The 19,529-nt window shown below is 72.0% G+C and carries 18 protein-coding genes, 2 pseudogenes and 1 CRISPR repeat array; of the genes and pseudogenes, 7 read left to right on the top strand and 13 right to left on the bottom strand.

Annotation, left to right across the window (positions count from 1 at the left end; genetic code table 11):
* The 3 genes from ABT247_RS06815 to ABT247_RS06805 form a co-directional block, all read right to left on the bottom strand.
* Complete coding sequence (locus ABT247_RS06815; protein WP_350739098.1) at nt 1–1,257, bottom strand: NAD(P)/FAD-dependent oxidoreductase; 1,257 nt, start codon at nt 1,255–1,257, stop codon at nt 1–3.
* Nucleotides 1,258–1,735: 478 nt separating this feature from the next.
* Nucleotides 1,736–1,909, bottom strand: coding sequence for a CsbD family protein (locus tag ABT247_RS06810; protein ID WP_350739045.1), 174 nt, complete (start codon nt 1,907–1,909; stop codon nt 1,736–1,738).
* A 211-nt stretch (nt 1,910–2,120) separates the two neighbouring features.
* A complete protein-coding gene (locus ABT247_RS06805) occupies nt 2,121–2,537 on the bottom strand; it encodes a TOBE domain-containing protein (RefSeq protein ID WP_350739042.1) in 417 nt (138 codons plus the stop codon).
* 393 nt (nt 2,538–2,930) lie between these two features.
* Between ABT247_RS06805 and ABT247_RS06800 the strand changes: the two genes are divergently transcribed.
* Nucleotides 2,931–3,491 carry a hypothetical protein gene (locus ABT247_RS06800; RefSeq protein WP_350739040.1) on the top strand — a complete coding sequence of 187 codons (561 nt, stop codon included), beginning with the start codon at nt 2,931–2,933 and terminating at the stop codon, nt 3,489–3,491.
* Between the two features lie 54 nt (nt 3,492–3,545).
* Nucleotides 3,546–3,818: pseudogene (locus tag ABT247_RS06795) on the top strand (helix-turn-helix domain-containing protein); the annotation flags it as partial.
* A gap of 256 nt (nt 3,819–4,074) precedes the next feature.
* Here ABT247_RS06795 and ABT247_RS06790 read toward each other — a convergent pair.
* A complete protein-coding gene (locus ABT247_RS06790; protein WP_350739037.1) occupies nt 4,075–5,577 on the bottom strand; it encodes an FAD-dependent oxidoreductase in 1,503 nt (500 codons plus the stop codon).
* 148 nt (nt 5,578–5,725) lie between these two features.
* Between ABT247_RS06790 and ABT247_RS06785 the strand changes: the two genes are divergently transcribed.
* On the top strand, nt 5,726–6,319 hold the full coding sequence (locus tag ABT247_RS06785) for a TetR/AcrR family transcriptional regulator (RefSeq protein ID WP_350739035.1): 594 nt from the start codon (nt 5,726–5,728) through the stop codon (nt 6,317–6,319).
* Nucleotides 6,320–6,534: 215 nt separating this feature from the next.
* On the opposite strand, the gene ABT247_RS06780 is transcribed toward ABT247_RS06785, so the two are convergent.
* Nucleotides 6,535–7,503 carry an NADP-dependent oxidoreductase gene (locus ABT247_RS06780; RefSeq protein WP_350739032.1) on the bottom strand — a complete coding sequence of 323 codons (969 nt, stop codon included), beginning with the start codon at nt 7,501–7,503 and terminating at the stop codon, nt 6,535–6,537.
* Nucleotides 7,504–7,629: 126 nt separating this feature from the next.
* On the opposite strand from ABT247_RS06780, the gene ABT247_RS06775 reads away from it, so the two are divergent.
* On the top strand, nt 7,630–8,607 hold the full coding sequence (locus tag ABT247_RS06775; RefSeq protein ID WP_350739029.1) for a GlxA family transcriptional regulator: 978 nt from the start codon (nt 7,630–7,632) through the stop codon (nt 8,605–8,607).
* An 86-nt stretch (nt 8,608–8,693) separates the two neighbouring features.
* Nucleotides 8,694–8,975 (top strand): annotated as a pseudogene (locus ABT247_RS33610) (hypothetical protein); the annotation flags it as partial.
* A gap of 269 nt (nt 8,976–9,244) precedes the next feature.
* On the opposite strand, the gene ABT247_RS06765 reads toward ABT247_RS33610, so the two are convergent.
* Nucleotides 9,245–9,748, bottom strand: a complete 504-nt coding sequence (locus ABT247_RS06765) for a universal stress protein (protein WP_350739026.1) — start codon at nt 9,746–9,748, stop codon at nt 9,245–9,247.
* 535 nt (nt 9,749–10,283) lie between these two features.
* On the bottom strand, nt 10,284–11,879 hold the full coding sequence (locus ABT247_RS06760) for a CocE/NonD family hydrolase (RefSeq protein ID WP_350739023.1): 1,596 nt from the start codon (nt 11,877–11,879) through the stop codon (nt 10,284–10,286).
* A gap of 207 nt (nt 11,880–12,086) precedes the next feature.
* Here ABT247_RS06760 and ABT247_RS06755 point away from each other — a divergent pair, with 207 nt between their 5' ends.
* The gene (locus tag ABT247_RS06755; protein WP_350739092.1) at nt 12,087–12,788 is read left to right on the top strand and encodes a TetR/AcrR family transcriptional regulator; all 702 of its coding nucleotides are present in this window, start codon (nt 12,087–12,089) and stop codon (nt 12,786–12,788) included.
* Here the strand turns inward: ABT247_RS06755 and ABT247_RS06750 are convergent.
* The gene (locus ABT247_RS06750) at nt 12,763–14,145 is read right to left on the bottom strand and encodes a HEAT repeat domain-containing protein (RefSeq protein WP_350739019.1); all 1,383 of its coding nucleotides are present in this window, start codon (nt 14,143–14,145) and stop codon (nt 12,763–12,765) included. The genes ABT247_RS06755 and ABT247_RS06750 overlap by 26 nt on opposite strands.
* Before the next feature lie 49 nt (nt 14,146–14,194).
* Entirely contained in the window at nt 14,195–15,109 is a 915-nt protein-coding gene (locus tag ABT247_RS06745) for an SDR family NAD(P)-dependent oxidoreductase (RefSeq protein WP_350739016.1), read from the bottom strand.
* 340 nt (nt 15,110–15,449) lie between these two features.
* Between ABT247_RS06745 and ABT247_RS06740 the strand changes: the two genes are divergently transcribed.
* Nucleotides 15,450–16,046 (top strand): hypothetical protein, encoded by a 597-nt coding sequence (locus tag ABT247_RS06740; RefSeq protein WP_350739013.1) that lies wholly within the window; start codon nt 15,450–15,452, stop codon nt 16,044–16,046.
* An 84-nt stretch (nt 16,047–16,130) separates the two neighbouring features.
* Here ABT247_RS06740 and ABT247_RS06735 read toward each other — a convergent pair whose 3' ends face one another.
* From ABT247_RS06735 to ABT247_RS06720, 4 genes are all read right to left on the bottom strand, one after another.
* Nucleotides 16,131–16,877 (bottom strand): hypothetical protein, encoded by a 747-nt coding sequence (locus ABT247_RS06735; protein WP_350739010.1) that lies wholly within the window; start codon nt 16,875–16,877, stop codon nt 16,131–16,133.
* Nucleotides 16,874–17,362 (bottom strand): GNAT family N-acetyltransferase, encoded by a 489-nt coding sequence (locus tag ABT247_RS06730; protein WP_350739007.1) that lies wholly within the window; start codon nt 17,360–17,362, stop codon nt 16,874–16,876. The genes ABT247_RS06735 and ABT247_RS06730 overlap by 4 nt, the downstream gene beginning before the upstream one ends.
* 115 nt (nt 17,363–17,477) lie before the next feature.
* The gene (locus tag ABT247_RS06725; protein ID WP_350739003.1) at nt 17,478–18,020 is read right to left on the bottom strand and encodes a GNAT family N-acetyltransferase; all 543 of its coding nucleotides are present in this window, start codon (nt 18,018–18,020) and stop codon (nt 17,478–17,480) included.
* Between the two features lie 61 nt (nt 18,021–18,081).
* Nucleotides 18,082–18,228: a hypothetical protein gene (locus ABT247_RS06720; RefSeq protein WP_350739001.1), complete on the bottom strand. Its 147-nt coding sequence runs from the start codon at nt 18,226–18,228 to the stop codon at nt 18,082–18,084.
* 684 nt (nt 18,229–18,912) lie between these two features.
* Nucleotides 18,913–19,425: direct repeats of the CRISPR family, unit length 28 nt; unit sequence GAGCAACCCCCGCGAGCGCGGGGCCGAC.
* Nucleotides 19,426–19,529 lie beyond the last annotated feature (104 nt).

Raw genomic sequence — 19,529 nt, 5'->3', positions numbered from 1 at the left:
TCACGGAACGCTCACCCCCAGCAGCGAGTGCGCCGCCTCGACGCCGGAGCGGCAGCCGTCCTCGTGGAAGCCCCAGCCGTGGTAGGCACCGGCGAACGCGGTCCGGCCGGTGCTCAGTTCGGGCAGACGGGCCTGGGCGGCGACGGTGCGCGCGGTGTGGACCGGGTGCTCGTAGACCGTGCGGGAGATCACCAGTTCCTCGGGGACCGGCTGGTCGCGGTCCTCGTTGAGGGTGACCAGGTAGTCCTCGGCGGTGTCCAGCCGCAGAAGCCGGTTGAGGTGGTAGCTGACCCGCACCCGGTCGCTGGGCGCGGTGCAGTGCGGCATCCGGTAGTTCCACGAGCCGCGTGCCGAGCGGGCGGCGGGCAGCGCCGACGGGTCGCGGTGCAGCACGGTGGGGTTGCGCGAGTAGGTGAAGGCGCCCAGGACCTCCCGTTCGGTGTCGGTCGGGTCGGCGAGCAGGTCCAGCGCCTGGTCCGCGTGGGTGGCGATCACCACCGCGTCGGTCTCGGTGCGGTGTCCGCCCTCGCGGACCACGGTGACGCCGTCCGGGTGGCGGCGCACCGCCCGCACGGGAGCGGACCGGTGGACGGCGCTCAGCCGCTCGGCGATCCGCTCGACGTAGGTGCGCGAGCCGCCGACGACGGTGCGCCAGGTCGGGGAGCCGGTCACGGAGAGCATGCCGTGGTTGTCGAGGAACGCGAACAGGTAGCGGGCCGGGTAGTCGCCCGCCAGGTCGGGCGCGCAGGACCACACGGCGGAGACCACCGGGGTCATGAAGTGGCTGACGAAGTAGGGCGAAAAGCCCTCGGCGGCGAGGAACTCCCGCAGGCTCGGGTCGCCCGCCCCGGGGTCGGCGAGCAGGCGGCGCGCCCGCCGGTGGAAACGCGGCACCTCGGCGAGCATCCGCAGGTACCGGCCGCGGACCAGGACGTCGGGTGCGGCGAACAGCCCGGCGGGCCCCCTCGCGCCGGCGTATTCCAGCCCGCAGCCGTCGCAGCGCACCGACATGCTCATCTCGCTGTCGCGGGTGCGGATGCCGAGTTCGCGGAAGAGCCGCACCAGGTGCGGGTAGGTGCGCTCGTTGTGGACCAGGAACGCGGTGTCCAGCGCCACCGCCCGGCCGTCCGCCCCGGTGGCCTCCTGCGTGTGGGCGTGGCCGCCGAGGCGCGCGTCGGCCTCGAACAGCTCGACCTCGACGCCGGCGCGGGCCAGCTCGTACGCCGCGGTGAGTCCGGCGACGCCCGATCCCACCACCGCGGCCCTTCGCGGACGTCCGCCGGCAGACGCGGTGACACCGCGGTCGGTGGAGACGGGGACGGTACCGACGATCGTCACGAGAGCCCCTCCGGCGGTCAGGGCCGCAGGCGCGGCCCGAACTGTGTCTTCACCGGATGTTCGGAACCGGGGGCGGGCCGGATTGGGCCGAATGCCGCCGACGAGTGCCACCGGCGGAGGGCACCGGCGGAGGACACGGGCGCGTGGCGGGGGTGGGCAGTGGCCATCCGTGCGCGGTCGCGCAGGTAGGGGCGGCTGCGGTCGGGCAGCGGGACCGGTGGTAGGCGTGCGTTCGTCCGGCCGTGCCACGGGAGCAACGGGATCCTGCCGGCACCGGCCTGCGCCGGCCCGCACCGCCCTGCGCCGCCCGCCGCGGGTCCGCAGCGTGCGGCTCCGGACGTGACGACGGGCCGGGCACCCCGTTCCCGAGGTGTCCGGCCCGTCGCGGAAGAAGCGGTCAGTCCTTGAACGCGTCCTTGACCTTCTCGCCGGCCTGCTTCACGTCCCCCTTGACCTGGTCCCCCTTGCCCTCGGCTTCGAGGCGCTCGTTGCCGACCGCCTTGCCCGCGGCCTCCTTGACCTTGCCCTTGACCTTGTCACCGAGGTTCGACGCCTTGTCCGAGGCACTCATCGCGGTTCTCCCTCCGTATCGCAGCATCCTGTCGGGCACCCGTCTGCCCGCTCGATCCCGGACCATGCGCCGGATTCGGTCGGATCGGGGCCGCTCCGTTCGAGGACGGGCGCTCAGGACTGCTCGGCGGTGCGGTCACCGGCTCTGAAGGGCGAACACCTGAGGGCGCCCTACGCCTTGGGAGCGCGGGGGAGCCCGGGGCGGGACGGGATCAGGCCGAGAGGGAGATCTCGGTCGACTTGATCAGGGCGACGACGGAGGAGCCGGCGGCCAGGCCGAGGGCCTCGACGGCGTCCCTGGTGATCGCGGCGGTCAGCTCGCCGCCCTCGACGTCGACCTTGACGGATCCCATGGCACCGCCGGTCGCCACCTCGGTGACGGTGCCCGCGATCTGATTGCGGATCGAGATGCCCTCGACGGGGGCGGTCGCGAGGGACACCTCGGTGAACTTCACGAGCGCCTTGACGGCACTGCCCTCGGCGATGCCGAGGTCCTTGACGGCGTCCGTGGTGATCGCCGCCGTGATGTCCTGGCCGCCGGCGAGGCGGACCTTCACCGCGGACATGGCCTCGCCCGCCGTGACGGCGGTGACGGTGCCGGGGATCTGGTTGCGGATGCTCAGGCTCATGGACGTACGCCTCACTCGGGTCGCTCGTGGAATCCGCGGCTTCGGGCCGCCACCCACCACGCTATTCGCGCCGATCGGGCGCCGCGGAACGGCCCCTCGCATCCGCGAGGGCAACAAGGGCCCAGGCGTCGCATTTCCGTCTCGGACGAACGTCACGAAAAACCCGACACGCCAGTCCCCGCTCTTGGAGCTTTCTCCCACCCTTGCCACTGGGTCCGTATCCACCAAGGGCTGTCCCGGAATCCGGTGCCGGGCCGGGGCGCCGCTACCCCCGAGCGGGAGGTGGCGGCCACTGCCCTGTCGCTTGCGTTCGACGCCCGTCCCGGGAAGAGTTCCGTCCTGCGCATGTCGGTCGGGGCGGGGCGCGGGAGCAGGGGTGGAAAAATGTGTGTGATGGCTGCAGCGGTGAAAGAGGCTGCCGTTGCTCGGTTCCTCCGCGAATATCCGCAGATGGAGCACGCTGCATGCGACCACCCCGCGCTGCTGGGTTGCGCTGACGTCGACTGGTCGCAGATTCCCGGGTGCCCTGCCGGGATCCCGGCCCTGCTCCGCGGTCTCCTGGATGAGGCAGCCGGCCCTGCGGCTCTGTCCGTGCTGGGGAACGTCCTGATGAACAGTGTCTTGCACGTGAGCGCTGTGATGCCGGCCGTTCTGCCCTTCCTGATCCGCCTGGCAGCCGTCCCTGACACCGCGGTGCGGTCCGGATTGGTCGACTTCCTGGTCGTCGCCGCGGAACTGTCTTCGCCCGTCGACGCCGACGATGAACGCCAGGTGCTGCTGTTCGGCAACGAATCCGATCACCCGGAACGCGAGTGGTGCAGGGCCGCCTTCGCCGCACACGCTTCCGCCCTGCGCGCGTTGCTGGAGGACGAGACCCTTCCGGACGGACTGATCAGCATGGATGACCGCGAGTGCCTGCTCAGGGCTGTGGAACCGCAGCGACGTCCTTCCTGACTGCCCGCAGACCGGCACTGCGGCCCGTGAAGAGATCTTGCGGCGTCCGGTCCGATGACGGCGTCGGAGCCTTCCTGGATCGCCCCGTTCACCGCGCTGAGCCCTCGCTGTGCAGCACGTTGGTGACACGGTTGCGGCGTGAAGGAGCTGACGCGGTCCGCAGTGGCCGGCCGCGGAGCCTGCCGCTGGGGGACCGGGTGCTGTTGGGCACGGTCTACCTGGCGCACCAACGTGACGTTACGGCAGCTCGCACCACCGTTCGGCGTCTCGAAGTCCGCAGCCAACCGCATCATCAGCCACGTCGGCCCCCTGCTCGCGCTCAAGCCCGCAGACGGTTCTGCAAGAGCTGCTGCAAGGAGGCCGCCACCATGCGCGAGGTGGCTTCGAGATCTTTACGGGACAGCCCTTAGGCAGAAGCGGAGCGAGGCGCTCGTCACCCAGCGGGAAGGCCCTGATGGGGCGGCGGGACGCCGACTCGCTGGTGCCCTCACCTCCTCGTCCGCGGGGGCTCTTGCCTGGGAGCGGGCAACGGGCCTGGTGCGCAGGCCCGTTGCGGGGCGGGTCCCGTCGGGTTCCGTCGGGTTCAGGCGGCCACGGGGCGGCCGGTGGCGCCCCCGTGGGGGAGGGCCGCGTGCAGGGCGGCGCGGTCGTCGGTGCCGTCGCCGCCGGCCCAGGCGATGTGGCCGTCGGGACGGACCAGCACCGAGGGTGCGCCGAGGAGGGTTTCACCGTCGTCGGCGGGCAGTGTGACCACGCGCAGGTGCCGGCCGGCGGGAGTGTCCGCCATGGGTGAGTCGGCGGTGGTCAGGAGCAGGAAGTTGCCGTCGCGCAGCAGGGGGAAGGCGCGGTGCTCGTCCAGCGGGGTGCCGTTCTCCCTGAGGGCGGGCAGGTGGAGGTCGGGCAGGCGGTGTCCGACCCGCGGGTGGGCGTCCTCCTCGGCGGGGTAGCGGATGCCGATGCCGGATTCCGTGCCGGCGATGTGCGCGGCGACGCCGGGGATCGGCAGGATCTCGGTGGCCAGGTACTGCTTGGTCGCGGTGAGCGGGTCGTCGCCGAACGCCATGATCAGGGGCACCTGGGCGCGGGTGTTGGCGAGCAACTGCTGTCCGACGGGGTGGCGTTCGGCGTGGTAGGTGTCGAGCAGGGCCGGGTGCGCGCGGCCGTCGGCGACGGCGGCGAGCTTCCAGCCGAGGTTGAAGGCGTCCTGGATGCCGGTGTTCATGCCCTGGCCTCCGGCCGGGTAGTGCATGTGGGCGGCGTCGCCGGCGAACAGGACGCGCTTGTGGCGGTACTGCTCGATCTGGCGGGAGGCGTCGCCGAAGCGGGCCAGCAGCAGCGGGTCGGTGATGCCGTGGTCGGTGCCGGCGATGTCGCGCATGGAGGACCGCAGTTCGTCCAGGGTGGCGGGCTCGTCGACCGGTATCCGGTTGCGGCGGGAGTCGGTGCAGATGACTTTGTAGTAGCCGTCGCCGAGCGGAGCGGTGTTGACCTTGCCGAGCGGTCCGCTCGCCAGGCTGACGCCGGCGGGCGGGTCGGTGAGGCGCACCTCGGCGGCGATGCTGGTCCACTGGTCGTCCTGGCCGGGGAAGGCGACCCCGAGCAACTCGCGCACGGTGCTGCGGGAGCCGTCCGCGGCGACCAGGTAGTCGGCGCTCAGCCGCAGCTGCCCGCCGTCGTGGTCGGCGATGACGGTGACCGCGTGGTCGTCCTGGTCGAGACCGGTGACCCGGTGTCCGCGCAGGACGGTGACGCCGAGGGCGGTGGCGCGCTGCTCCAGCAGCAGTTCGGTGCGGTGCTGAGGGATCACCAGCAGGTGGTTGTAGCGGGAGGGCAGTTGGTCGAGCGGCAGTGGGAGACCGCCGAAGTGGCCCTTGCCCCAGGGCATCCCGGCGGCCAGGAAGGTGTCCACCACGCCGCGCATGTCCAGCAGTTCCAGGACGCGGGCCTGCATGGCGGTCGCCTTGCTGCCCAGGGGCCGCTCGGCGCGGCGCTCCACCACGGTGACGGTGGTCCCGGCCAGGGCCAGTTCGGCCGCGACGGCCAGCCCGGTCGGGCCCGCGCCCACCACGATCACGGATCCGGTCATGGTCTTCCCCATCTCTTCGCGCATGACTGCGCCGCATGGCTGATCCGCCCGGGAACGACCGGACCGGATCAACAAGTGAAAGCTTGCTCTCACTTTCTAGGGCATCAGTGAAGTGAATGCAAGCTCTCACTTGTCGTAGGATCGGGCCATGACCTCCTCGAATCCCGACCCCGGCCCGCGCCCCCTGCGCGCCGACGCGCTGCGCAACCAGCAGCGCATCCTCACCGCCGCCCGCGCCGCGTTCGCCGAAGACGGCCTGGAGACCCCGCTCGAGGACATCGCCAAGCGCGCCGGCGTCGCCCCTGCCACGCTCTACCGCCGCTTCCCCAGCCGCGACGACCTGCTCGTCGCGATCTGGGAACAGCGCTTCCAGGAGGAGCTCGACCCCGCCCTCACCGCCGCGGCCGACCACCCCGACCCCTGGGCCGCCTTCGTCGACGTGGTGGCCGCCGCCATGCGCATGTGGTCCGTCGAACAGGACTCGCTCGAGGCACTGCGCCGGAAGGGCGCCCTGATGCAGAGCTCCGGCCTCCGGCTCTTCGAGACGCTCCGCCGGCTGCTGGAACGGTGCCAGCAGGCCGGGCGGATGCGCACCGACCTCACCCCGGACGACCTGCCCGTCATCCTGCGGATGGCCAGCGTCGCCGTGACCCCCGGCCGCAGCGAGACCCACTGGCGCCGCTACCTCGACCTGCTCCTGGATGCCCTCCGAGCACCCGCCGACCGCCCCGACCCGCGGTAGCGCGGCCGCTCCGACCCGCGGTAGCGCGGCCGCTCGATCGCGAGCGGTCGCCTCGACGTGGCACATCACCTACCACTTGCGGCGCCCGTCGACACAGGGAGCTCATGACACGGGCGGCTCAACGGCATGGTGGGCTCGGCCCTGCCGGTGCTGCCGGTGCTGCCGGCGCTGCGGGACCCGCACGTGACGTGCGCGGGGGAGGCGATGACGGCCGGTCACGAGGTGACGGAAAGGACGATCTTCCCGGTGGTGCGGCCGGCCTCGCCCAGCGCGTGGGCGGCGGCGGCCTCCTCCAGCGGGAAGACGGCGTCGGCGATTACCCGCAGGCGTCCGTCCTCGACCAGTGCGGTGATCTCACGCAGGCCCTGCCGGTCGGGCTCGACGAGCATGAACTCCGCCCGCACCCCGGCCGCCTCGGCCTCCTCGTGGGGGAACGCATCGTCCAACGGCAGGATCGTGACCAACCGTCCGCCCCGGCGCAGGGTGCGGAGGGAGCGGACCCGGTCGGCGCCGCCGAGGGTGTCCAGGACGATGTCGACGTCGCGGACGGTCTCGGCGAAGTCCTGGGTGCGGTAGTCGACGAGTTCGTCGGCGCCCAGGGAGCGCAGCAGGTCGTGCTTGGCGGCGCTGGCGGTGCCGATCACATGCGCGCCGCGTGCCTTGGCGATCTGGACGGCCAGGTGGCCGACGCCGCCCGCGGCTGCGTGGACCAGGACGCGCTGGCCGGGCCGGACGCCGGCGGTGTCGACGAGGGCCTGCCAGGCGGTGAGCGAGGCCAGGGGAAGGGCGCCCGACTCGATGTGGGTCAGGCCCCGGGGGCGAGGGGCGAAGTGGCGTGCCGGGGCGGTGACGTACTGGGCGTAGGCGCCGGCCGGGTGCGGGAAGCGCGGCATCCCGAACACCTCGTCGCCCGGCTGGAACAGGGTGACACCGTCGCCGGCCGCCTCGACCACCCCGGAGACGTCGAACCCCAGGACGAAGGGCAGCGGTGTCCCGTCGGCGAACACCCCCCGCTGCCGGGTCTTCCAGTCGGCCGGGTTCACACCCGCCGCGTGCACCCGGACCAGGATCTCGCCGCGGCCCGGCTCCGGGCGCCGGCGCTCGACCACCTTGAGGACGTCCGGGGCTCCGGCGGTGTCCTGCGAGACGGCGCGCATGGTGGGGGCAGTGGCGGTTCGGGACATGACGGCGTTCTCTTTCCGGGTGTGCTTCCTGAGGTTGCGCCCGGTCGCCCGGACGCGCCCTCAGACTGCCGCGCCCCGGGAGCCCCCGGTAGCGGCGTGACGGCCACGGCCTGAAAAGATCTGGCCATGCACCACGTGGGCGTTCTGGCACTGGACGGCGTCGTCCCCTTCGAGCTCGGCATCCCCGCCCGCATCTTCGGCGCCGCCCGCGACGGGGCCGGCAACCGGCTCTACACCGTGACCACGTGCAGCCTCGACGGCGGGCCGGTACGGACCGAGGCCGACTACGGCCTCACCGTCAGCCGTGACGCCTCCTTGCTGGCGGACGTCGACACCGTCGTCATCCCGCCCTCCCACACCCTCGGCCCCATCCGCGACGAGGGCCGCCTGCCCGCCGCACTGCGCGAGGCCCTGGCCGCCATCCGCCCCGGCACCCGGATCGTGGGCATCTGCACCGCCGCCTACGTCCTGGCCGCCGCAGGGCTGCTCGACCACCGCCCCGCCACCACGCACTGGCGCGAAGCGGAGCGCCTGCAACGGATGTTCACCACCATCCGCATCGACCCCGGTGTGCTGTTCGTCGACGACGGCGACATCCTCACCTCCGCCGGTGTCGCCGCCGGGATCGACCTGTGCCTGCACCTCGTCCGCCGCGACCACGGCAGCCGGATCGCCAACGACGTCGCCCGTTCCTGCGTGGTACCGCCCTGGCGGGACGGCGGGCAGGCTCAGTACATCCAACGCCCCGTCCCCGACCCGACAGCCCCCGGCACCGCCCCCACCCAGGCATGGGCCGTGGAACGCCTCGCCGAACCCCTCACCCTGGCCGACCTGGCCGCCCACGCGAACATGAGCGTGCGCACCTTCACGCGCCGCTTCCGCGACGAGACCGGCACCACCCCGGCCCAGTGGCTGGTCCGCCAGCGCGTCGACCTGGCGCGCCACTACCTGGAGACCACCGACTGGCCCGTCGGCCTCATCGCCGACCGTACCGGCCTCGGCACCGGCGCCTCCCTGCGCCGCCACCTCCGCACCACCGCCGGCGTCACCCCCCAGGCGTACCGCCGCACCTTCCGCCCCGCCCCCGCGGCCGACCCGGTGTGAACGACGAGCCACAGGGGCCGGGCGGCCGACGCGACGCCGCTCCGGACGCGTTCGCATGGTTCCTGGACGTCGGCCCGGGCACCCGGATGGAGACGACGGAGGCCCGGTGCCGCCCTTGCATCTGCCGGTTGCCGTCGCGCTCGCCTGGCCGGCACCGCCTTCTGCCTGGCCGGCACCGCCTTCCGCCTGCCCGGCGACGCCGTAGCCTGGAGCTGAAGCGGGACGGGCAACAGGCATTGTCGAGTCGGGCTACCGGCTCGCAGGAGAAGGCCGGCCTGGACGTCCTGGTGCATGGCGAGCCCGAGCAGAACGACATGGTCCAGTACTTCGCCGAACAGCTCACCGGCTACCTGGCCACCCGGCACGGGGCCGGAGACCCGGGCCTACCGGGACAAGCTGCTCGCCGCCGCCCGCCGCCTGCGGGAGGAGCTCGCCGGCTGACCCACCGGTGTGGGATCGGCAAGGCGGGCGTGGATCACCTTCTGCCTCTGCGCCCGCCCGCTCGCGGGAAGCGCGGCGCCCCGCTGGTGCCGGGCCCGTGTCGCGGGGTTCGGTACCAGCGGGGCGTCCGCCTCAGACCACGGTGGGCGCGTGGAACTCGCGCCCGGTCCTGCGGCCGAGCAGGCCTGGTCCCACGTCAGACGGCCGCGAGGCGGGCGCGACGGCCGTCGCTCGCCGCGCCGTTGTCCACCGTGGCGGTCGGCGGAACCGCCACCACGGTGCAGGCGGCGTGCGCCAGGCAGTAGCGGCTCACGGAGCCGTGCTGGAGGAGGGTGCGCAGCGGGCTGCGCCGGCCGGTGCCCACCACGAGCAGGTCACCCGGTCGGTCCGCGACCTGGACGAGCACCGGACCGGTCTCGCCCCGCATCACCACGGGCTCGGCGCGGACATCCGCCGGGTACCCACCGAAGGCCAGGGCGAGGGCGGCGTCGAGCCGGTCCTGGGCCGCCTTCGCCCAGAGCTCCGCCAGCGACGGGCACGGCGCGGTGCGGTAGGCGGCCTCGCCGCCGACCGGGATCCAGGCCATCACCGGGACGAGTACGGCGTTCCGCAGGCGGGCCTCCTGCACGGCGCGGTGCAGGGCGGCCTGGTTGCCGGCCGATCCGCTGACTCCGACGACGATCCGGGTGTCCTCGGCCATGGTGCTGCTTCCTTCGCGTTGACCTGCTGCTGTTTCTTGGATTCGTCGGAGAAATGGCGGCCAGACTGGTGAATCTGCCGCCAGATCTCCGACGGTCCCTGGGATCCATAAGACTCCGAGGGAAGGTGGCGAGCAGTCCCGTTGACGTTTTCCCTACGCCCAGCACCGCCCGGTTAACGCGCTCTTGACCTCCCGATCGACTCACGCGTTCGGTGCGGGACGGCAGTAAACCGCCCGGCCGCCGGGAGCCCGGTACTCCGCGAACATCCAGCCGGCCACCGGTCGCGCCGCGACCGGTGCGTACCGCGGCCGTGGGCGGTCTTCCACGGGTCGGAGTGCTCGGGCAGGTCCCGCCACGGGGCCCGACGCGGTGCGCGTACCCGATCGCCCCGACCACCTGGCGCTGGTCGCACCCATGGCCCCTGGCCGCCCCGCCGCCGGAGGCGGCGGACCGATCACCGATCAGGCCTCATCGGATATGTCCGGTGTCCCTCTCACGACCTGGCAAACGAGCCGGTGAACGCAAAGACACTCCCTATTCGCCTTCGGCCTTGTCCGGAGCGGGGAGCACGAGCATCGAGGGGTGATGGAGCGATATCCGTACCGGTGCGAGGCGGGTGGTCGTCGCCCAGGACTCGCCGGTTCCGGTGTTGCGAGTGAAGCGCGGGTGCGCTCCACCGCTGATCTGTAGACGGATCCGGTGTCCGGGGAGGAAGCGGTAGGCGGTAGAGCTCATTTCCACCGTGACGGTGATCGGGGTATCGGCAGCTTGGAGTCTCTGCAGTCCGTCGCAGACGTTGGTCGAGCGGTTCTGCGGGTCGACGTCGCAGAGCCGCACGAAGACGTCGGCGTGACCGGTGTCCGTACTGACCTGCAGGACCGAACTGACCGGCCCGAGGACGTCGACGGGTGTGGTCAGCGGTTCCGTGGTGAAGGTCAGCACGTCCTGCCGCGCCTCCAGAGGCCGGTTGTCCCTCTGAGCGGCTCTGCCGCCGACCAGGGCGCCGCCGAGGGAGGGAGTCGGATCGGCCGGGTCGTAGCGGAAGGACAGCGGCTCCGTCGTGGCCTCGGGAGCGCGGGAGACCAGGGTGCTCCCGGTGCCGACGTACCAGTACTGGCCCCGACGGGCCGGCGGCCAGTCGAGTAGGTCCCGCCAGGACCCCCGGCCTCCGAGGTGGACCCGAACTCCGGTCGGTCGCAGGCCGGACGGGTCACCGCACAGGTGGGCCCGCAGCCAGGCAAGGCTCTCGGCGAAGACCTCGGGCCAGCCTTGCTGGAGTGCCGACTGGTGGGACCACGGGCCGACGAGCAGCGACGTTTCACAGCCGGCCCGCCGCAGCCGCCCGTACTGCTGCAGGGTCTGGTCGAGGTTCACGTCGTGCCAGCCGCCGATCAGGCTGGTCGGCACGGTCAGTCCTTCGGCTGCGGGCCCCGCGTCCGCCCCGTGCCAGTGGGCATCCCCGGGATCGGGGTGCGCCATCGCCTCTTCGAGGAACGGTACCGGTCCGCCCAGCGCGGCCCGGTACGCCTCGAGGACGGGGCGGCCTCCCGGCACCTTCCGCAGGTGACGCTGCAGCCGCAGGGTCGCCCGCAGGAAGCTCGGTATGCCCCGGTGCTGGGTGGTGAGGCCGACGGCGACGACGAGTGCATCCTCCAGGGAGAACGCGCCGCCGCGGTAGAAGAAGCGGTGGGGATCGTGCATGCCGATCTGGACCGCCATCGCGCGCAGCTCCGGGGGCGGGTCCAGGGCGAGAGCCCACTGGACGTAGGCGAGGTAGCTGGAGCCGATGGTCCCCAGAACGCCGGAGAACCAGGGCTGTTGACGAAGCCAGGCGACGGTGGCCTGGCCGTCGGCGGCCTCGTTGCGCCACAGGTCGAACTCTCCGCCGGAGCCACCGGTGCCACGGCAGCTCTGGAGAACGACGTGGAAGCCCTGTTCGGCCAGTAGGACGCCGTACATCGGTGCCCAGGGGAATCCCCGGCCGTAGGGCGAGCGGATCAGGAGCGTGGGGAAGTCTCCGGCGTCCAGGGGGAAGTAGTGGTCGGTCAGCAGAGGGCTGCCATCGGCAGCGGGCACGGCGAGGCCGGGCTCGTAGGCGATGTCGTGCAGCTTCGGCGGCAGTCCCCGCATGGACCGTCTCATGACCCTGGCGCTCAGGGGCGGCTTCTTCGCGGGTGGGCGGTGCGTCGGCATCACAGCGGTGCCTCGATTCCTGGGCGTAAGCGAGTCTCTCACTTCCCGTACGATGTACGAGAATAGCCCATGCTTGGATGGACGCGTCAGGAGCAGGGAGGTGCCACCGTGGCCCGCACGGATTCATCGGGGACGCAGGCCGGCGTGGACCCGGAGTCGCTCTGGTCGGCAGCGGAACGCCCGCGCCGGGGGAGGCCTCCGGCGCGCAGTCGGGCCGAGATCACCGCGTCCGCAGTCGCCATCGCCGACACCGAAGGGCTTGCCGCCGTCACGATGCGCGCGGTCGCGGCCCGGCTCGGAGCCGGAACGATGTCCCTGTACAGCTACGTCCCCAACAAGGAGACACTGCTGGAGCTGATGATCGACGAGGTGAGCGGCGACCACCAGCTGCCGAACGAGCCCTCCGGGGACTGGCGCCACGACCTTCGACAGATCGCCCACGAGCAACGCGCCATCATGCGGCGCCACCCCTGGCTGCCCGCCGCACTACCGACCCGCCAGACCCTCGGACCGAACGTCCTCGCCGTCCTGGAGTACGCGCTCGCCGCACTCGCCCCGACCGGCTTGGACGCCCAGGCGCGGCTGGAGACCTTCACCCTCCTCACCGGGTTCGTCGCCAGCCACATGTCGTACGAACTCGCCCAGGAGCGCGCCGTCGAAGCCACCGGCCGGACCCCCGGTGAGCTCCTCGACGCCCAGGCCCGCTACCTTCACTCCGTCGTCGCCAGCGGCAACTATCCCCATCTCGCCCGGGCCCTGGCTGAACCGAGCGGCAACCAGAACCCCAAGGCGGTTTTCGATCGCCTGCTCGACCGCGTGATCAACGGGATCGCACCGGGAGCATGACCGCGCCGAGCCGGGTACCGAGAGGACACGCCGGCCCGGCACCGTCCGGTGCTGTCCCCGGACACCCAACGCGCCCTCGCGGGCGCCGTGCTCGCCGCCCGGCTGCGCAGGGCGGAGGTGCGGCGGTGGACAGCGGCAGCGACCGCGCTGGCAGGGATCGGAGTCGCGGGGAACTGACGACGGTCTTGCAACCACTGGCCAAGCCCGATCGTGGTGCGGCTGCCGCTTCGATCAGGGCTGGTATGCAGCGTAGGTCGTTCATGCGAGCCAGCGCCCACAACGCGGCCTCGGCGACGGTCTCCCGCTTCCGGGTGGTCCGGGCGCCGCTGTCGCCGAGCAGGATGGCGACCTCGTCGGCGTGAACCGTGGCGGCCGGGCCGAGGCACGCCAGCAGCTCGGCCGCGCGGAACCGGACCTCGGGGGCAGGATCGTCCAACCGTGCGGCGAGAGCGGGAAGGAGTTCGGTGCTCGCCGAGCGCCATTGCGCCAGCAACCCTCCGGCCTGGGCCAGTGCACCGACCCGCTGGTCGACGTCGGAATGGTCCTGCAGGAGCCCGAGGGCGAAGGCGGGGAACGGCTCGGTGAACAACTTCGCGGTCCAGTGGTGGACACCGGTGACATCGGTACTGACCGAGCTGGTGTGGCGCCACAACTCGACGCTCGGGTCGCGGACTGCTTGCAGCAGGAGATCGGCTCGTCGTGCGGGAAGGTTCGGATCAGTCGGGGCGAGCGCGTGCACTGCTGCCAGGCGGATCTGCACGTCCGGCGTGTCGAGCAAGTCGCGGAGCAGTTCCAGGACCTCGGCAGCCTGCGGGCCGGCGGGTTCCCGTCCGGCTGCCAGGCCGAGCGCGAGGATCAGGTCCAGGCGGGTCGCTGGATCGGCCTCCGACCGCCAGCACTGCACCAGCGCAGACAGTACGGCTTCACCGCGGGTCTCGCAGGCGCCGAGGATGTGGGCTGCGTCCCGTCGGATTTCGGCAGCAGGGTCGGTGAGCAGGAGGAGCACCTTCGGCACCGCCCGTTCCCAAGCCGGCCGCCAGCCGGGGTCGAGGAACCTCTCAGCGACCCGCCCCGCCTCGCTCACCAGCCTCGACACCAGTTCCAGCACCGCGCGGCGGCTCGAGAGCAGGACGTCCGGACTCGCGGCCAACCGTACGAGAAAGGGCAGCGCCGCCGACGAAGCCGAGCAGATCCAACCGCCTTGGTGGAACAGATGGTTGAGGAGCTCAAATGCGGCGTGGTCGACGTCCTGCAGATTCTGTCCCGCGCACTGACGCAACAGAGCGGGCACATCCTCGGCGGACCCGCAGTTGTCCTTCAGCGTCGCCCAGTCAGTTGCCTCCAGTTCCTCCCACATGTCCCGACCCTATCGCCGGCCCACGCCCGGGCGATGCGCTTCCGCAAGGTCAGGAGGAGAGAAGGTCGCGCATGCGGGTCCGTTCGGCCCGGGAGACCGCGGCGGGGCGTCCGGCCGTCATGCCGCCGTCGACTGCCAGATCCTGGCCGGTCACCAGGCGGCTGGCGTCGCCGGCGAGCCACAGTACAGCCGCGGCGATGTCGTCGGTCCGAACGGTGCCGGGGAGCGGTTGGCTGGAGTCCAGCAGCGGCTTGAACGCCTCGGCCACTGACGCGGCCGTGGCGTCAGCCGCCGATGCCTCGGCGCCGGAACCCTTGGCGAAGATGCCCGTCGGCACGAAACCGGGGGACACGCTGTTCACGCGGACCTCGTGCTCACCCAGATCCACCGCTGCGCACCGGGTGAGGTGGAGAACCGCGGCCTTGGCGGTCGAATAGTCCAGGCCGGACCAGCCGGCGATCTTCCCCGCCAGGCTCGCCACGTTGATGATGCTGCCCGAGCGCTGCGCCACCATCTGCCGTCCGGCATGCTTGACGCCGTGCATGACGCCCGCGACATGGACCGCCAGCGTCCGGGTGAACACGGCCGAGTCGAAGTCCGTCACCGACGCCATGTTCCCCGGCCCGCCGGCGTTGTTGACCATGACGTCCAGCCGCCCGTAGCGCTCGACGGCGTGGCCGACCAGTGCCTCGACGTCCGCTTCGACCGAAACGTCGCAGCGTACGAAGGTCGCCGACTCGCCCAGTGCCGCGGCCCGCTGCTGTCCTTCCTGCTCGCGACGGCCGGCGAGGACGACGTAGGCGCCCTCGGCGGCGAACACCTCCGCAACGCGGGCGCCGATGCCGCTCGTCGCCCCGGTGACGACGGCGACCTTGCGGTGCAGACTCTTCATAGCGCAACTCCGGTGTCGGGTCCGACGCACATGCGGTAGGACCGGGTAGTAGCAAAGATTGATCATCATCATTGGTCATCCAGGGACTCCTGAACAAGTCGTGCCGTCCAGCGAACGGGATCGTGCGGGGGTGGGAAGGTGTAAACCGGCGTTGGTGCGTGGACCGGTGTTGCACGGACCGGCGTTGCCTGGGCCGGTGTTGAATGGACCGGCGTTCGATGGCGGCGTGATCGCCTACGACTCGCCCAGCGCGGCCAGCGCTCAGCCGTGAGAGCCGACGGCGTGCGGGCGTTCATCACCTGCGGTCGCCGCTGGGCCGCGCGTCCAGCGGGATTGGGGCGGGCTGGTGGTGCCGAGTGGCAGGTCGGCCCGGGTGGTGCCGGCGAAGCAAATCGATCCTACGCTGACGGTCGTGCGGGTACTGGGTATGAGCAGTGAGGACGAGATGGTCGCCTGCTTCTTGCGCGGCGAGCTGTCCAGCCGGAGGTTCGGCCAGAACCTCCGGTCCCACCTGGCGGCAGCCGGGCAGGCCGAGCAGTTGCTGACGCATCCGGACCTCTCCGACGCTGGAGCGAACGTCGCACGTCGCGCTCTGCTCGCCGCGACGCGCGGGTACGGCGAGAACCGCGACTTGTTCGAGAACTTCCCCCCTCAGGTCGCGTGGACCAGGGCACTCCTGTCCAGTGACGAGGTAGCCGGCGTGCGCTACCTCGAGTATTCCTACTGGGTCGAACTTTCGGGTGGCAGCCGCCGGCCGACCGACGCGGCCGCACGCATCAGGGCGGGGCTCCGGGCCTTCGACGTGCCCAACGAACCGTTCGTCGAGGCAGCCCACGCGCTCATCAGGGGTGCGCGGTTTCCTCCGCTCATCCTCGTCGGCGAGAGGCATGACGACCTGGTCTGCCTAGAGGGCCATCTGCGCCTGACCGCCCTTGCCCTCGTTGGCTTCCGGACCGACGTCGAGTGCCTGATCGGCATCGCGCCGACCATGGGACGCTGGGCGCAGTAGTCCAGTCGTACCGAGCTGTCGGTACCCCGGACAGACCTTGAGGACGCTCTGAGCAGCTCTGCCCGATGCGGCTGTCGGCCCTGGTCAGGAGGTCTGGTGGGTCGGGGAGTCCGGGTGGGGCCGCATCAGTAGCAGGTCCTCGCCCCAGGCGTCCAGCACCGCCGCGTGGCCGGCGGCCCGGGCTGCCGCCTCGACGCGGGCGAAGAGCTCTTGCTGTGGCGCCACTTCGCCGGTCGCGGTGATCCGGGCGACGGTGTCCAGCAGCGCGGCGCTCTCCCAGCCGGGCAGCGGGAACCGGTCCAGCTCCCAGGCCAGGTACTTGTTGTAGGGGCGGGGTCGGCGGTCCAGGGCGAAGAGCAGGTCGAGCAGGTATCCGACACTGGCGGCCGCGTCGAGGTGGCCGGCGAGCGGGTTGCCGTCGCGGTGGTTCTTGACCGAGCGGTAGAGCGCGTTGGCGTAGGCGTCCAGCAGGGCGGCGCCGGACCGGAAGGCCTCCTCGTCGCCGAGCCGCCCCATCCCGGCGACGATCCGGGTGACCTCCCCGTCGCGTCGGTCGAGCAGCACTTTGGAGCGGGCGATGGCGTACCGCTCCCAGTCGGCGGGCCGGCGGAACCGTTCCAGGGTGGTGACGACCAGGTCGAGCCGCGCGGAGCGGTAACCGTCGAGCGCCGTCAGCTCGCTGGCCGCATCGTCGGCGAGGATGACGTAGAGGTCGTGGTCGGAGTGGAGGGTGGTCATGCCGTCGTGGGCCCGGGAGCCCTTGAGGACGAGCCCGACTACGGCCGGGTCGGCCGTCGCCTCGGCGAGGAACGCCGCGAACTCCCGCATCATGCCAGGTTCTTGCGCATCAGCGTGCACACCGTCTCGTACCGCTGGAGCGAGCCGTCCTCGGCCTCCACGTCCCAGGAGTCCAGCTCGCGGCCGTAGGCCCGGTAGCCCAGGCGTTCGTAGAGGGCGCGGGCGCGCGGGTTGCTCTCCTCGACGCCGAGTTCGGCGCGGGTCAGGCCCCGGGCGCCGATCCGCTGCTCGGCGGAGCGGATCAGCAGCGTGCCGATCCCGCAGGACTGCAGGGCCGGGTGCACGCTGAGTTGCCAGAGCGTGCCGGCGCCGGGCGTGACCGTATAGTCGACGCCGCCGACCGCCACCGGGAGCCCGGCCCGCGTGCACACCGCCAGGTAGTCGACCTCGCCCGCCTCGGCACGGCGGATCTGGTGGACGAGCTCGCGCACGTGCTTGGGGGAGCCGGCCCAGCCGCAGGACGGCAGGTCCGCCTCGGTGAGGCCGCGCACCGACAGGTGCAGCCTGATCTCGGTCATCGCCGCATCCCTTCGACTCCGACAGCGGCCGTGCCCCATTCCAGCAAGCCGGTCCCCGCGCCGTCCACGGGGTTTCGGCTCCGGACCGTGTGCGCGAGCCGGTTCCCGCTCGCTGTCAGCGGTCGGCATCGCGGGCTGGTTCGCGGTGCAGGGCGCGGACGTACCGGTCGAACCGGTTGCCGTGCGCGTCCAGGGCTTGCTCGACGCAGGTGAAGCCGGCCCTTCGGGCGACCGCGGCCGAGCCCGGGTTGTCCGGAGCCACCTGGATCACTGCCTGATCTGCTCCTTCGCCTGCCGCGTACCGGCAGACCAGCAGGACCGCGCGGGTCGCCAGGCCCCGCCCGCGCCAGGAGGGGTAGAGGCCGTAGGCGATGTTCACCTGCCAAGCGGCAAGACCGGGCATCGCGAACCGGAGGTCGATCGTTCCCGCGAGGGTCTGCTCGGCGCCCACTCTGATCCCGAAAGCACGCAGCGGTCCCTCGGTGGCCCACTGGTCCAGGCAGTGACGCACGTATTTCTCAGTGCTGGCCCGAGTGCCCGCCCCGCCGTTCAACCAGCGCACCAGGAGGTCGTCCTCGCCGGCCAGGTGGGCGCTGACATCGACCAGGTTCAGGGGCGACAGGGTGAGATCGCCGTCGGTCAGCTCCAGATCACGCATCCGCCGACTCTCGGTGTCTCTGTAGTGGCCACGCAATCCACTATCCAGGTCGTGTCACCGATCAGCCGTCGACTTGTGCCCGGTGGGCTGGTGGTGCGGAGTTGCTTGGGCGGTGCCGCGCGACCACGCCGGTCTCGGGCTCGATGAGGACGCCGGGGCTGACCAGGCGCTTGAGCTTGTGCCGGGTGCTCTCGATGTTCTTTGGCATGGTGGCGAGAACGAGGGCTGCGCCGGGCCTGGGAACGGCACGTTGCTCCCTCCTCGGCGAGGGAGTGTGCGCTCGGCGAATGGAGCCCTGGCCGCCGAGCCGGCCCCGTTCGGGTGCAGCCCTGCAGCCCTGCAGCGGTGATCGGTTGGCCGCTCGCCGGCCGGGGCTCTTGCCGTGTGTCAGGCCTTGCCGAGGGGGATGCTCGGTTTGCCAGGCGGTCGGGGTCCACCGCGCGCTGGGAGACGATCGCTCCGAAACTGAGCAACCCCGCGAGCGCGGGGCCGACGCGGCCTCCTCGGCGGTCAGCCACACCGTGGAGGAGCAACCCCCGCGAGCACGGGGCCGACCACGGGATCGCGCGGCAATCGGCGGCGTGGGCGGAGCAACCCCCGCGAGCGCGGGGCCGACTTGAACGGAGGCGCCTACCGGATCAACGCCGGAGAGCAACCCCCGCGAGCGCGGGGCCGACGTGACCGGGTCGATCCGGCCGCCGCCCGGCAGGGAGCAACCCCCCGCGAGCGCGGAGCCGACGCGGACCCGCACCCGGGCCAGTACCGGGAGTCAGAGCAACCCCCGCGAGCGCGGGGCCGACTCGTTGAGCGCCCAGGCCTGCGCGGCGTCCGCGGGAGCAACCCCCGAGCGCGGGGTCGACCCCCCGGGGCACGCACGGAGCGTGACACCCCGAGAGCAACCCCCGCGAGCGCGGGGCCGACGGGTGATGGGCTGTCCGCACAGGAATGGATCGGAGCAACCCCCGCGAGCGCGGGGCCGACCAGCGGGCCCGCCCGGTCGCGAAGATGGTGCGGGAGCAACCCCCGCGAGTGCGGGGCCGACGGCCGCCGCTGTTCTTCGGGGCGGAATCCGCGGGAGCAACCCCCGCGAGCGCGGGGCCGACACGCCGCCCGCCGCGTCGACGGTGAACTCCGAGCAACCCCCGCGAGCGCGGGGCCGACAGCTCGATCATCGGCTGCAACGCCGCGTACACGGAGCAACCCCCGCGAGCGCGGGGCCGACCCCTCGTTGCCGCTCGCGAAGATGACCTTGCCGGAGCAACCCCCGCGAGCGTGGGGCCGACTGGGGCCCGACGGCCATCAGCCGGTCGAGCGCGGAGCAACCCCCGCGAGCGCGGGGCCGACGAGGACGACCATCCTCAGGAGGTCCCGGCGCTGGAGCAACCCCCGCGAGCGCGGGGCCGACGGAGCTGGTGGTCGTGTCCCTTGATGTGGTGGAGCGGTCGCATGCCAACGGTCATGCGGTGGGCGGAAGTTCATCGTGGGTGGGGTAGATCTGTTCCATGCTGC

It is taken from the genome of Kitasatospora sp. NPDC001539, from assembly GCF_040298565.1.
Classification (GTDB): Bacteria; Actinomycetota; Actinomycetes; order Streptomycetales; family Streptomycetaceae; genus Kitasatospora.
This window is presented reverse-complemented; position numbering and strand designations above follow the sequence as displayed.